At 72.2% G+C, this 13,223-nt stretch carries 11 protein-coding genes; 8 read left to right on the forward strand and 3 right to left on the reverse strand.

Translation table 11 applies throughout. The features are described from left to right. The 3 genes from ABFY07_RS24605 to ABFY07_RS24615 all read left to right on the forward strand — a co-directional run. On the forward strand, positions 1-1,157 hold a 1,157-nt coding region (locus tag ABFY07_RS24605; protein WP_346176574.1), incomplete at its 5' end, for a ubiquitin-like domain-containing protein. Between the two features lie 24 nt (positions 1,158-1,181). After that, complete coding sequence (gene rsmA / locus ABFY07_RS24610; protein ID WP_346176575.1) at positions 1,182-2,051, forward strand: 16S rRNA (adenine(1518)-N(6)/adenine(1519)-N(6))-dimethyltransferase RsmA; 870 nt, start codon at positions 1,182-1,184, stop codon at positions 2,049-2,051. Positions 2,052-2,154: 103 nt separating this feature from the next. Further along, entirely contained in the window at positions 2,155-3,081 is a 927-nt protein-coding gene (locus ABFY07_RS24615; protein ID WP_346176576.1) for a 4-(cytidine 5'-diphospho)-2-C-methyl-D-erythritol kinase, read from the forward strand. Between the two features lie 19 nt (positions 3,082-3,100). On the opposite strand, the gene ABFY07_RS24620 is transcribed toward ABFY07_RS24615, so the two are convergent. Then, positions 3,101-3,553, reverse strand: coding sequence for a hypothetical protein (locus tag ABFY07_RS24620; protein ID WP_346176577.1), 453 nt, complete (start codon positions 3,551-3,553; stop codon positions 3,101-3,103). A 171-nt stretch (positions 3,554-3,724) separates the two neighbouring features. On the opposite strand from ABFY07_RS24620, the gene ABFY07_RS24625 reads away from it, so the two are divergent. The 3 genes from ABFY07_RS24625 (at position 3,725) to ABFY07_RS24635 (ending at position 8,782) form a co-directional block, all read left to right on the forward strand. Beyond that, positions 3,725-5,545, forward strand: a complete 1,821-nt coding sequence (locus ABFY07_RS24625) for an ABC-F family ATP-binding cassette domain-containing protein (protein ID WP_346176578.1) — start codon at positions 3,725-3,727, stop codon at positions 5,543-5,545. A gap of 335 nt (positions 5,546-5,880) precedes the next feature. Further along, positions 5,881-7,731: a hypothetical protein gene (locus ABFY07_RS24630; protein WP_346176579.1), complete on the forward strand. Its 1,851-nt coding sequence runs from the start codon at positions 5,881-5,883 to the stop codon at positions 7,729-7,731. A 367-nt stretch (positions 7,732-8,098) separates the two neighbouring features. Then, positions 8,099-8,782, forward strand: a complete 684-nt coding sequence (locus ABFY07_RS24635; RefSeq protein ID WP_065963638.1) for a response regulator transcription factor — start codon at positions 8,099-8,101, stop codon at positions 8,780-8,782. Positions 8,783-8,970: 188 nt separating this feature from the next. On the opposite strand, the gene ABFY07_RS24640 is transcribed toward ABFY07_RS24635, so the two are convergent. After that, a complete protein-coding gene (locus ABFY07_RS24640; RefSeq protein ID WP_346176580.1) occupies positions 8,971-9,306 on the reverse strand; it encodes a hypothetical protein in 336 nt (111 codons plus the stop codon). 34 nt (positions 9,307-9,340) lie between these two features. After that, positions 9,341-11,011: a sodium:solute symporter family protein gene (locus tag ABFY07_RS24645; protein ID WP_346176581.1), complete on the reverse strand. Its 1,671-nt coding sequence runs from the start codon at positions 11,009-11,011 to the stop codon at positions 9,341-9,343. Between the two features lie 185 nt (positions 11,012-11,196). Here ABFY07_RS24645 and galT point away from each other — a divergent pair, with 185 nt between their 5' ends. Together galT and galE are read left to right on the forward strand one after the other, a co-directional pair. Continuing rightward, positions 11,197-12,240, forward strand: a complete 1,044-nt coding sequence (gene galT / locus ABFY07_RS24650) for a galactose-1-phosphate uridylyltransferase (RefSeq protein WP_346176582.1) — start codon at positions 11,197-11,199, stop codon at positions 12,238-12,240. Then, positions 12,237-13,223, forward strand: a complete 987-nt coding sequence (galE, locus tag ABFY07_RS24655; protein WP_346176583.1) for a UDP-glucose 4-epimerase GalE — start codon at positions 12,237-12,239, stop codon at positions 13,221-13,223. Before galT ends, galE begins: the two co-directional genes overlap by 4 nt.

A 13,223-nucleotide genomic window follows, 5' to 3' on the forward strand; every position in this document is an offset into this window, starting at 1 on the left:
GGGGCGGGGGCGGCCGGGCCGCCGCCCGCCGAGCCGCGCGCTGCGGCCAGCGCGCCGACCGGCCCGAGCAGCTCCGCCGGCTGCTGCCCCAGGCGCTGGTCGTCGCCGCGCTGGCCGGCGGCACCTCCGCCTTCGTGGCGCAGGACAAGGCCGTACGGCTCAGCGTCGACGGCAACGCCCGCACCCTCCACACCTACGCCGAGGACGTCGGCGAACTGCTCGCCGACGAGGACGTGCGGGTCGGCGCCCACGACCTCGTCGCCCCCGACCCCGGCCAGGCCCTCGTCAGCGGCGACCGGATCGCCGTCCGCTACGGCCGCCCGGTCACCCTCACCATCGACGGCGAGCGACGCCGGGTGTGGACCACCGCCCGCACCGTGGAGGGCGCGCTGCGCCAGCTCGGGGTGCGCGCCGACGGCGCCCACCTGTCCGCCTCCCGCTCCGCCGCGATCTCCCGGCGCGGCCTGGACCTGCACGTACGGACCGAGCGCAGCGTCACCTTCATGGCCGACGGGCGCGAGCACACCATCCGCACCAACGCCGCCACCGTCGCCGCCGCCCTGGCGGAGGCCGGGATCACCCTCCGCGACCAGGACACCACCTCCGTGCCCCGGGAGAGCTTCCCGCGCGACGGCCAGACCGTCTCGGTCCTGCGGATCACCGGCCGCCAGGAGGTGCGCGACCGGACCATCCCGTTCCAGACCGTCCGGCGCGCGGACCCCACCGTTCTCCAGGGCACCGAGCTGGTGGCCTCCGTCGGCGAGCCGGGCCTGGAGCGCACCACCTACCTGGTGCGCACCGTCAACGGCGTCCGGGAGCGGCCCCGGAAGCTCGCCACCCGCGTGGTGCGCGAGCCCGTGACCCGCGTCGTACGGGTCGGCACCAAGCCCCGGCCGCCGCTGCCCGTCGCCGGTGCGGAGGGGCTCGACTGGCGGGCCATGGCGCAGTGCGAGTCCGGCGGGCGGCCGGACGCCGTCGACCGCTCCGGCCGCTACGGCGGGCTCTACCAGCTCGACCAGGACACCTGGCACGACCTCGGCGGGCAGGGCCGGCCGCAGGACGCGCCCGCGGCGGAGCAGACCTACCGCGCCAAGAAGCTGTATGTGCAGCGGGGCGCGAGCCCCTGGCCGCACTGCGGCCACCGGCTGAGCCGGTAGGCGCCAGGGCCGTAAACTTCACCGGTGAGCTCCACCGACGCAGACGTCCTGCTGGGCCCCGCCGACATTCGCGAACTGGCCGCCCGGCTCGGCGTACGCCCCACCAAGCAGCGTGGCCAGAACTTCGTCATCGACGCCAACACCGTCCGCCGGATCGTCCGCACCGCCGGCGTCCGGCCCGACGACGTGGTCGTCGAGGTCGGCCCGGGACTCGGCTCGCTGACCCTGGCCCTCCTGGAGGCCGCGGACCGGGTCACGGCCGTCGAGATCGACGACGTGCTCGCCGCCGCCCTCCCCGCCACCGTCCAGGCCCGGCTGCCCGGCCGCGCGGACCGCTTCGCGCTCGTCCACTCCGACGCCCTGCGCGTCACCGAGCTGCCCGGGCCCGAACCCACCGCGCTCGTCGCCAACCTCCCGTACAACGTCGCCGTCCCGGTGCTGCTGCACATGCTCGACCGCTTCCCGACCATCGAGCGGACGCTGGTCATGGTCCAGTCCGAGGTCGCCGACCGGCTCGCGGCGGCGCCCGGCTCCAAGGTGTACGGCGTGCCGTCGGTCAAGGCCGCCTGGTACGCCGACGTCAAGCGGGCCGGGGCGATCGGCCGCAATGTCTTCTGGCCCGCCCCGAACGTGGACTCCGGCCTCGTCTCCCTGGTCCGCCGCGCCTCCCCGCCCCGGACCACCGCCACCAAGGACGAGGTCTTCGCCGTGATCGACGCGGCCTTCGCCCAGCGCCGCAAGACGCTGCGCGCCGCCCTCGCGGGCTGGGCCGGATCCGCGGCGGCGGCCGAGGCCGCGCTGACGGCGGCCGGGATCTCGCCCCAGGCGCGGGGCGAGGCGCTGACGGTGGAGCAGTTCGCCGCGATCGCGGAGCGGCGGCCCGCGGCGGAGTGACCCCGCACCGCGACCGGCGAAGACCGTAAAAGGCACACGAAACGGCCCGCAAGGGCACGCACCAGACCGTGAAAGCCCGCACCAGCCCGAGGAGAGACCAGCCGTGACCCGATCCGTGACCGCCCGCGTGCCCGCGAAGGTCAATGTCCAGCTCGCGGTCGGCGGCCTGCGGCCGGACGGCTTCCACGACCTGGCCAACGTCTTCCTCGCGGTCGGGCTGTACGACGAGGTCACCGCCACCCCGGCCGACGAGCTGCGGATCACCGTCTCCGGCGCGGACGCGCACGCCGTGCCGCTCGACCGCACCAACCTGGCCGCCCGCGCCGCCCTCGCGCTCGCCGCGCGGCACGGCATCGAGCCGCGGGTCCAGCTGCACATCGCCAAGGACATCCCCGTGGCCGGCGGCATGGCGGGCGGCAGCGCCGACGCGGCCGGGGCCCTGGTGGCCTGCGACGCGCTGTGGGGCACGGCGGCCCCCCGTACGGAACTGCTGGAGATCTGCGCCGAGTTGGGCAGCGACGTGCCGTTCAGCCTGGTGGGCGGGGCGGCCCTCGGACGGGGCCGCGGCGAACTGCTGACCCCGCTGCAGACCGGCTCCACCTTCCACTGGGTCTTCGCCGTGGCCGAGGGGGGCCTGTCCACCCCCGACGTCTACCGCGAGTGCGACCGGCTGCGCGCGGCCGACGGCCAGGGCGCGACGGTGGCCGACGTGCCCGACCCCGAGCCGTCCCCGGCCCTCCTGGAGGCGTTGCGCACCGGCGACGCGAGGGCCCTCGCCGCCGCGGTGACCAACGACCTCCAGCCCGCCGCGCTGTCCCTGCGGCCCGCGCTGGCCGCCACGCTGAGCGCGGGCACCAGCGCGGGCGCGCTGGCCGCGCTGGTCTCCGGATCCGGCCCGACCTGCGCCTTCCTGGCCGAGGACGCGGAGGCGGCCGCCTCCGTCGCCAAGGGCCTGGCCGCCTCGGGCACCTGCCGTGCCGTACGGGTGGCCACCGGGCCGGCGCCGGGGGCGGCCGTCGTCGGGGCCTGACCGGTCGGGGCCTGAGCGGTCACTCGCCGATGATCAGCAGATTCACCAGCCAGGCGACGGCGAGCGCCGCGAGCGAGGCCCCCCACACCACGCGCCCGAGCAGGCGGCGGGAGAACGCCCCCCAGGTGCCGGCCAGGGCGGCGACCAGCGAGGTGTAGACCGCGATGTAGACGACGGTGTCCTGGCCGCCGTCCGTGCAGACGAAACGGGTGTCGTCGATCTCGCAGTCGGACCCGGCGGACATCGTGAGCATGGGCAGGAGCATGAGCGTCAGCCCGGCGCCCAGCCACACGACCCCGGTCGCCACCGCCCGGAGGATCCTCGGCCCCCGCTCCGACCTCCCCCGCTCCGACCGCCGCCGGGCGTCGGCCGACTCGGCCTCGGCGTCGGCCCGCCCCGCCCCGGCCGGCTCCTGCTCCCGGTCCGCCTCGATCGTCCCCGCACCGGCCCACGGGCTCCTCGCGTGATCCATGGCCCAGGACGCTAGGAGGAAGATCACCCGCGGGGCATCCGTACGGATACTCAGGCGAGGTACTCACGGCCGAGTACCCGGCCGGGACCTCACGGCGGAGCGCTCGCGGCGACGGGCCGCTCCGCGCGGCGACTACCCTGGGATGCCGATCGATCCGCGTACAGGAGTGTGATGGCCACCAACTTGGTCAACGTCGAAGCCGTCGGCAAGGTGTACGGCACCCGGGCGTTGCTCGACGGCGTCTCCCTCGGGGTGAACGAGGGCGACCGGATCGGGGTCGTCGGCCGCAACGGTGACGGCAAGACCACCCTGATCCGGATCCTCGCCAAGCTCGAGCCCGCCGACACCGGCCGCGTCACCCACGCCGGGGACCTGCGGCTCGGCGTGCTCACCCAGCACGACTCGCTCGACCCCGCGGCCACCGTCAGGCACGAGGTCATCGGCGATCTCGCCGACCACGAGTGGGCGGGCGACGCCAAGATCCGCGACGTGCTGACCGGGCTGTTCGGCGGGCTCGACCTGCCGTCCTTCCCACAGGGCCTGGACACCGTCATCGGCCCGCTGTCCGGCGGGGAGCGCCGCCGGATCGCGCTCGCCAAGCTGCTCATCGCCGAACAGGACCTGATCGTCCTCGACGAGCCGACCAACCACCTCGACGTCGAGGGCATCTCCTGGCTGGCCGCCCATCTGCGGGCGCGGCGCTCGGCCCTGGTGGTGGTCACCCACGACCGCTGGTTCCTGGACCAGGTCTGCACCCGCATGTGGGACGTGCAGCGCGGCGTGGTGCACGAATACGAGGGCGGCTACAGCGACTACGTGTTCGCGCGGGCCGAGCGCGAGCGCATCGCGGCCAGCGAGGAGGCCAAGCGGCAGAACCTGGTCCGCAAGGAGCTGGCCTGGCTGCGCCGCGGCGCCCCGGCCCGCACCAGCAAGCCGCGCTTCCGGATCGAGGCGGCGAACGCGCTGATCGCGGACGTACCGCCGCCGCGGGACAGCGCGGAGCTGATGAAGTTCGCCAACTCGCGCCTGGGCAAGACCGTCTTCGACCTGGAGGACGTGACGATCCAGGCAGGCCCGAAGGTGCTGCTGACCCACCTGACCTGGCAGCTCGGCCCCGGCGACCGGATCGGCCTGGTGGGCGTCAACGGCGCGGGCAAGACCTCGCTGCTGCGGGCCATGGCCGAGGCGGCCGGCAGCGACGGCGAGCGGCAGCCGGCGGCCGGCCGGGTGATGGTCGGCCGGACCGTGAAGCTGGCGTACCTCTCGCAGGAGGTCGCGGAGCTGGACCCGGCCTGGCGGGTGCTGGAGGCCGTGGAGCGGGTGCGGCAGCGCGTCGACCTGGGCAAGGGGCGGGAGATGACCGCCTCGCAGCTGTGCGAGAAGTTCGGCTTCACCAAGGAGAAGCAGTGGACGCCGGTCGGCGACCTCTCCGGCGGCGAGCGGCGCCGGCTGCAGATCCTGCGGCTGCTGATGGACGAGCCGAACGTGCTGTTCCTCGACGAGCCGACGAACGACCTCGACATCGAGACGCTGACCCAGCTCGAGGACCTGCTCGACGGGTGGCCGGGCTCGCTCGTGGTGATCAGCCACGACCGGTACTTCATCGAGCGGACGACGGACCGCGTCCTCGCGCTGCTGGGCGACGCCACCCTGCGGATGCTGCCGCGCGGCGTCGACGAGTACCTGGAGCGGCGGCAGCGCGTGAAGGAATCCGCCGCGGCACCGGCGGCCCCGGCCCGGCAGAAGGCCGCGGAACAGACGGGCGTGGCGCAGAAGTCGGCGGCCGAGCAGCGCGCCGCGAAGAAGGAGCTGCAGAAGATCGAGCGGCGTCTGGACCGCATCGGCGAGCAGGAGGCGGAGCTGCACGAGCGGATCGCCGAGCACGCCACGGACTTCGAGAAGGTCGCGGAGCTGGACGCGCGGCTGCGGGAGTTGACGGCGGAGCGGGAGGAGCTGGAGACCCGCTGGCTGGAGCTCGCCGAGGACGCGTAGCGCCGGCCGCGCGGCCGCACGGCACGGCGGGCAGCGGCGGGCGAGAGCGGCGCCCGGCCCGGCGAGTCAAAGCGGTGGGCGAAAGCAGCGCGCGGGACCGGCGTGTGAAGGCGGTGTGGACGAGGGCAACGGTCGCGTCACAGGCCGGTCTCAGCTGATCGATGAGCGTGAGACCGGCCCTGGGCCCGACAGGGGCGGGTGATACAAAGAACTCCCGCTTGTCTGCCGCTCACTGGTGGGTTCCGTGTCCGATTCGCTCCTTCCTGGCGGGCTTTGACCCCGGGATCGCGGGGGAGACCGGTCGGCTCACGGGCCCGCGCACAAAGGAAATTCCGATGTCACAGCCGCCTCCGCCGCCCAACCAGCCGCCGCAGGGCGGCTTCGGCGCACCGCAGGACCCCTCGTACGGCTATCCGCAGCAGCCGCCGGGACCGCCGCCCGCCCAGCCGGGCTACGGCTACCCGCAGGCGCCGGGCCAACCGCCGCAGGCTCCCCCGGCCCCACCGCACCAGACCCCGCCGCCGCCCCCGCCCGGCCCCCCGCAGACCCCTCCGTCCGGCATGCCCCAGACACCCCCGCAGGGCGCCGGCGGCTACGGCTATCCGCAGCCGCAGTCCGTGCACGCGCAGCCGACCCAGGTGTCCATGCCCGCGGCGACCTACCCGCCCGGCCCGCAGCCGCAGTACGGATACCCGCCCCAGGCCCCGTTCCCCGGCGGCCCCGTGCAGGGCGGCCCGGGTGGCGGCGGCAAGCAGTCGAAGCAGCGGATGATGATCATCATCAGCGCGGTGGTCGCGGTGGCGCTGATAGTCGTCGGCGGCATCTTCTTCGCCACCAAGGACGACGGCGGCGGCGACCAGGCCAAGGACCCGGACAAGGACAAGAAGACCAGCCAGAACGACACCTCGGGGACGACGGGCGGCAAGGACGTGCCCGCGCCCAAGACCATCGACGCCAAGCTGATCAACAAGATCGACATGCCCAAGGTGAGCGACCAGATCACCACCCAGGGCATGTGGGTCACCGACGACACCTTCGTGAAGGCCGACGTCTACAAGGTCGTCGGCTACCCGCTGGACGGCGGCAGCCCGAAGTGGACGATCCCGCTGGCCGGCGAGGTCTGCTGGTCCTCGGACCACCTGAGCGAGGACGGCCTGACCACGATCCTCTTCGCCGAGGCCAAGCCCTCCAAGGAGGACAAGTACCCCTCCTGCACCGAGGTCGGGCTGTTCGACCTGAACAACGGCAAGATGCTCTGGCAGAAGCACGTCAGCGACGGCGACGACAAGCTGCGCTTCGACGAGGTGACCCTCGGCGGGGGCACCGTGGCCGCGGGCGGCACCAGCGGCGGTGCGGCCTGGTCGATCGACGGCAAGCTGCTGTGGAAGCCGCAGCCCGGCGAGGAGTGCTCGGACGACGGCTACGCGGGCGGCGGCGACAAGCTGATCGCGGTGCGGCGGTGCGGCCAGTACGACAACCCGCAGTTGCAGGTGCAGACGCTCAACCCGAAGAACGGCAAGGTGAAGTCCAGCTACAAGGTCTCCTCGGGCCTGGACTACGTCCATGTGGCGTCCACCGACCCGCTGGTCATCGGCCTCGACGCCGGTGACTCGACAGGCGCCTCGGTCTCCGACTTCCTGACGATCGACGACAGCCACAAGGAGGGCAAGGTCGTCAGCAAGATCTCCACGGAGGGCGGGAAGTACAACGCCGACTGTGAGACGACCGACGTCGAGCACTGCAAGCTGATCGCCATCAGCAAGTCGGCGAACGCCCTCTACATGGGGTCGGAGGACCGCGGCAGCGCGGCGTCGGGCACGGCGAACGAGATCGTCGCCTTCAGCCTGAAGACCGGCAAGCCCATCGGGAAGACCGACGGTGTCACGGGCGCGGCGCTGACGCCGATCGGCCTCGACAAGGACGGCTTCGTGCTCGCCTACCAGGAGAGCAGCTACGACCAGGGCGGCGCGGTCTGGCGGATCGACCCGAAGTCGTACGAGAAGGACAAGCTGCTGCAGAACCAGGCGGCCGATCACCAGGTGGAGTCCGTCTTCAACGTGCAGTACTCGTCGGAGGTCATCTACGCCAACCAGCGGCTGTACATGAGCGACACGTACGCCACCAAGCCCACCAGCAGCTACGACAAGAACGACCCGCTCGCCGTGATCTTCGGCGCGGGCGGCTGAGGCACGGCCTCTTCGGCTCGCTCGCCGGCCCGGTGGCCGCTTCCCGGTGGCCCCGCCCGTACGTCGTCCCCTTCGCCAGGGGGCGCGTACGGGCGGGGCCACCGCCGTTTTTCGGCCGCCCGGCCGCCCGTATCAGTCCGATTCGGGCGTGAGTAGAGGTCAAGTAGGCGCGAATGGCCGGGATTTCGGCATTCCGGGGGGCTTCTTCCGGGTAAGGGGCGCGCGACGTCGAACAAGCGTGTAGCTTCCCGGGGACAAGGAATTGGCCTCGTTACGGGCCCGGCGGCCGAGGGGGTGCTCGCGCGGACGGCAGACGTGGTGGTCCGGGGCGGCCGGGACTCCGTTCCCGAGCGGATGGGGGGAGCTCATGGGCGTGCGACTCATGGTGGTCGATGACCACCGGCTGCTCGCCGAGGCGCTCGCCTCGGCGTTGAAGCTGCGCGGGCACCGGGTGCTCGCGGCGGCCGCGCCGAGCGCGGGGGCCGCGGAGCTGGTGGTGAGCCGGGCACCGGAGGTGTGCCTGCTGGGCACGGCGGCTCCCGCCGAGCCCGGCGCCTTCGAACCGGTCGTACGGATAAAGAAGGAGCGGCCGCAGGTCGCGGTGGTGGTGCTGGGCCCGGTGCCCAGCCCGCGCGGCATAGCGGCCGCGTTCGCGGCCGGGGCCTCCGGCTATGTGCGCCACGACGAGCGCATCGAGGGCGTCGAGCGGGCGATGGTGAAGGCGCGCGCGGGCGAGGCCGCGGTGGCGCCCCAGCTGTTGCAGGGCGCGTTCGCGGAGCTGCTCAACCCGGCCGCGCAGCCGGACGACGAGGGCTCACGGCTGCTGCGGATGCTCACCCCACGCGAGGTGGAGGTGCTGATGCGGGTCGCGGACGGCGAGGACACCAGGCTGATCGCCGCGGGCATGGGGATCGCGCCGAGTACGGCGCGCACGCATGTCCAGCGGGTGCTGATGAAGCTGGGGGTGGGCTCCCGGCTGGAGGCGGCGGCCCTGGCGGCGCGCACGGGGCTGCTGGAGCGGGCGGCGACGCACCATGCGCCGCCGCCCTGAGCCCCGCCGTGGCTTCCCGCCGCCGTTGGCCCCGCCGCCCTGAGCCCCCTCCTGAGCCCCGCCGGGCCGCGCGCCGCTGCCCTGAACCCCGCCGGGCCGCGCGCCGCCGCCCTGAGCCCCGCCGGGCCGCGCGCCGCCGCCCTGAGCCCCGCCGGGCTGCGCGCGCCGCACAGCCCCGCCGCCGTGGCTCAGCCTTCGTCCGTGTCCCGCCTGGGGACCGGGCCGGGGCCCTCCTGGCGCGGCTCGGGCGCGGTGTGCGGCGCGGCTGTGGGTCGCAGCTTCAGCCACAGCAGGAACAGCAGCCCGACGACGAGCATGGACAGGCCCGTCCACAGGTTGATGTTGATGTTCTCGGCCTTTTTCAGGTCCGCGTCCGAGGCGGTGATCCCGGCGATGGTGACCAGGATGCCGTAGACCACGAACAGGCCCCCGATGATCCGCCGTACGTCGAAGAGCCGGGCCGCGGTCGCCGACTTCCCCTCGAGCTCCTCGACCTCGCGCTGGTACTCGTACTCTTCACTCATGATGTGAGGACTCGCCTCCGATCGGGCTCGCGGGTCAAAGGGAGAACGGGACGTAGCACAGCGCGGCCAGGACGATCGCGCCCCAGCCCAGCAGGGCCGGCTTGCGGTACCAGGCCTCGTCGCCGGCCGCGGGGGGCTCGGCCAGGCCGGGGGAGGTGGTCCCGTAGACCAGGCCGGCCAGCGACTCCACCGGCTTGGGCCTGGTGAACGGCGTGACCCCGACCATCACCACGCCGCCGACCACGAACGCGACGATCGCCGAGACGAAGTTGGCCCCCTGGTCGCTGGGGATGGAGATCACGCCCCCCTTGTAGAGCCAGAAGTAATTGATCATCGCGGCCACGGTCCCCGCGAGCAGCCCCCAGAACCCGGCCGCGGCCGTGGCCCGCTTCCAGAACATGCCGATGATGAAGACGCAGAACAGCGGCACGTTGAAGAACGAGAACAGGGTCTGCAGATAGTTCATGATGTTGCTGAACGACGAGGCGATGAAGGCCGTCCCCATGCCGCACAGCACACCGATCGCCGTCACCACGCGCCCGGTCAGCAGGTAGTGCGCGTCCGGGCGGCCCTTCTTGACGTACGCCCTCCAGATGTCGTTGGTGAAGACGGTGTTGAAGGACGACACATTGGCCGCCATGCCGGCCATGAACGCCGCGAGCAGTCCGGTCACCGCGACGCCCAGCACCCCGTTGGGCAGCAGGTCGCGCATCAGCAGCGGGATCGCGTCGTTGTACTGCAACCCGCTCTCCTTCGTGCCGATCCCCGGCTCGACGACCAGCGCGATCAGGCCGGGGACGACCACGATCAGCGGGATGAAGATCTTGGGGAAGGCGGCGATCAGCGGGGTGCGCTGGGCGGCCGAGAGGTTCTTGGCGGACAGCGCGCGCTGCACCTCGGCGAAGTTGGTGGTCCAGTAGCCGAAGCTGAGGCAGAAGCCGAGGCCGAGCACGATGGTCAGCCAGTTGGCGCCCAGCGGATTGTCGCTGCCGATGCCCGTGCCGCCCCAGGCCGAGGTGAAGTTCGCCCCGTGGCTCTCGGTGAGCGAGTCCGACAGCCCGCTCCAGCCGCCCACCCGCTTGAGGCCGACGACGGTGAGCGGGATCAGCGCGGCCAGGATGACGAAGAACTGCAGGACCTCGTTGTAGATCGCCGAGGAGAGCCCGCCGAGGGTGATGTACGCGAGGACGAAGAGGCCGGCCACCACGATGGCCACCCACTGCGGCCAGCCCAGCAGCGCCTCCACCACGATCGCCATCGCGTAGAGGTTGACGCCCGCGATCAGCACGGACGCGATCGAGAAGATGATCGAGCTGAGCAGGTGGGAGGAGGGGCCGTACCGGTGCAGCAGGAACTCGGGGACCGACCGCACCTTCGAGCCGTAGTAGAAGGGCATCATCACCAGGCCGAGGAAGACCATGGCGGGGATGGCGCCGACCCAGTACCAGTGCACGGTGTACACGCCGTACTGGGCGCCGTTGGCGGCCATGCCGAGGATCTCCAGGGCGCCCAGATTGGCGGCGACGAACGCGAGACCGGTCACCCACGCGGGCAGTGACCGGCCGGACAGGAAGAAATCAAGGCTGGTCTTGACGCTCGCTCTGGCGGCGAATCCGACCCCCAGGACGACCACGAAGTAGAGGATGAGAATGGAGTAGTCGAGCGCGTTGGTGGGGAGCCGAAGCCCTTCGGCCAGATAGTGCATGAGTCACTCGCTTCGTCGCCAGAACGGAATGCACCACAAACGTTCGGTGAAGGTATCCGAATTCTCCTGCTTTGTCCGGTCACCTTCACGCTCATTGACGGGGCTGTTGAGTTGTGGTTCATTGTGTTCGGTTGTGTTGGATGACGCGTGCAATCAATGAAGAGACAGCGACAGGAGTTGCGGGAGTGAAAAAGACGGCGACGCGGCTCGCGGACGGACGCGAGCTGATCTACTACGACGCGCGCGACGACGCGGTGCGCGACGCCGTCGACCCGCGGCCCCTGGACCCCATCGCCACCCGCTCCGAGGTCCGCCACGACCGCCTGCTCGGCGACCGGGTCGCGATCGCCTCGCACCGCCAGGGCCGCACCTATCACCCGCCGGCCGACGAGTGCCCGCTGTGCCCCTCCCGGGAGGGCCGGCACAGCGAGATCCCCGCCGCCGACTACGACGTCGTCGTCTTCGAGAACCGCTTCCCCTCGCTCGCCGGGGACTCGGGCCGCTGCGAGGTCGTCTGCTTCACCTCCGACCACGACGCCTCCTTCGCCGATCTCACGGTGGACCAGGCCGCCCTGGTGCTGGAGGCCTGGACCGACCGGACCGCGGAGCTGGCCCAACTCCCCTCCGTCGAGCAGGTCTTCTGCTTCGAGAACCGCGGCAAGGAGATCGGCGTCACCCTCGGTCACCCTCATGGGCAGATCTACGGGTATCCCTTCACCACGCCTCGTACACAACTGATGTTGCGCTCGCTCGCCGAGCACCGTGAGCGCACCGGGCGCAACCTCTTCGACGACGTGGTCGCCGACGAGCGGGCCGACGGGCGGCGCGTGGTGCTGGAGGGCGAGCACTGGATCGCCTTCGTGCCGTACGCGGCGCACTGGCCCTACGAGGTGCACCTCTATCCGAAGCGGCGCGTCCCCGACCTCCGCGAGCTGGACGAAGGCGCGCGCACAGAGTTTCCACAGATGTATCTGGAACTCTTGAGGCGCTTCGACCGGATCTTCGGGCCGGATGAGCCGCCGACGCCGTACATCGCCGCCTGGCACCAGGCGCCGTTCAGCGTCGCGGGCCGGGGTGAATTCGCACTCCACCTCGAGCTTTTCACCATCCGCCGCACTCCCGGCAAGCTGAAGTTTCTCGCGGGTTCCGAATCCGGCATGAATGTGTTCATCAACGATGTGCCGCCGGAGGCCGCGGCCGAGCGACTGCGAGAGGTAGCGAGCGAGTGAGCAAGGCGCAGCAGAAGAAGTACCTGGTCACCGGCGGTGCCGGCTATGTGGGCAGCGTGGTCGCGGCGCATCTGCTCACATCCGGCCACCGGGTGACCGTGCTGGACGACCTGTCCACCGGGCACCGGGAGGGGGTGCCGGAGGGCGCCGAGTTCATCGAGGGGCGCATCCAGGACGCCGCCAAGTGGCTCGACCCCTCGTACGACGGCGTGCTGCACTTCGCGGCCTTCTCGCAGGTCGGCGAGTCCGTGGTCAACCCGGAGAAGTACTGGGTCAACAACGTCGGCGGGACCACCGAGCTGCTCGCGGCGATGCGCGAGGCGGGCGTCCGCACGCTCGTCTTCTCCTCCACGGCCGCCACCTACGGCGAGCCGGAGCGGGTCCCGATCACCGAGGACGCCCCGACCGCGCCGACCAACCCGTACGGGGCGAGCAAGCTCGCCGTGGACCACATGATCAGCGGGGAGTGCGCCGCCCACGGCCTGGCCGCGGTGAGCCTGCGCTACTTCAACGTCGCGGGCGCCTACGGGGCGTACGGCGAGCGGCACGACCCCGAGTCGCACCTGATCCCGCTCGTCCTCCAGGTCGCCCAGGGCCGCCGCGAGGCGATCTCCGTCTACGGCGACGACTACCCCACCCCCGACGGCACCTGTGTGCGCGACTACATCCACGTCGCGGACCTGGCCGAGGCCCATCTGCTGGCCCTGGGCGCCGCCGCCGAGGGCGAGCACCTGATCTGCAACCTGGGCAACGGCAACGGCTTCTCGGTCCGCGAGGTCATCGAGACCGTGCGCCAGGTCACCGGCCACCCGATCCCCGAGGTGATCGCGGACCGCCGGGGCGGCGACCCGGCGGTCCTGGTGGCCTCGGCCGAGCGGGCCAGGGAGCGCCTGGGATGGCGCCCGACCCGCGCCGACCTGGCCGGAATAGTCGCGGACGCCTGGCGGTTCGCGCAGCACGTCGCACAGCAGAAGGAGAGCTAG

Origin of the sequence: Streptomyces sparsogenes subsp. cuspidosporus, assembly GCF_039532705.1 — a bacterium.
In the GTDB taxonomy this organism is placed as follows: Bacteria; Actinomycetota; Actinomycetes; order Streptomycetales; family Streptomycetaceae; genus Streptomyces; species Streptomyces sparsogenes.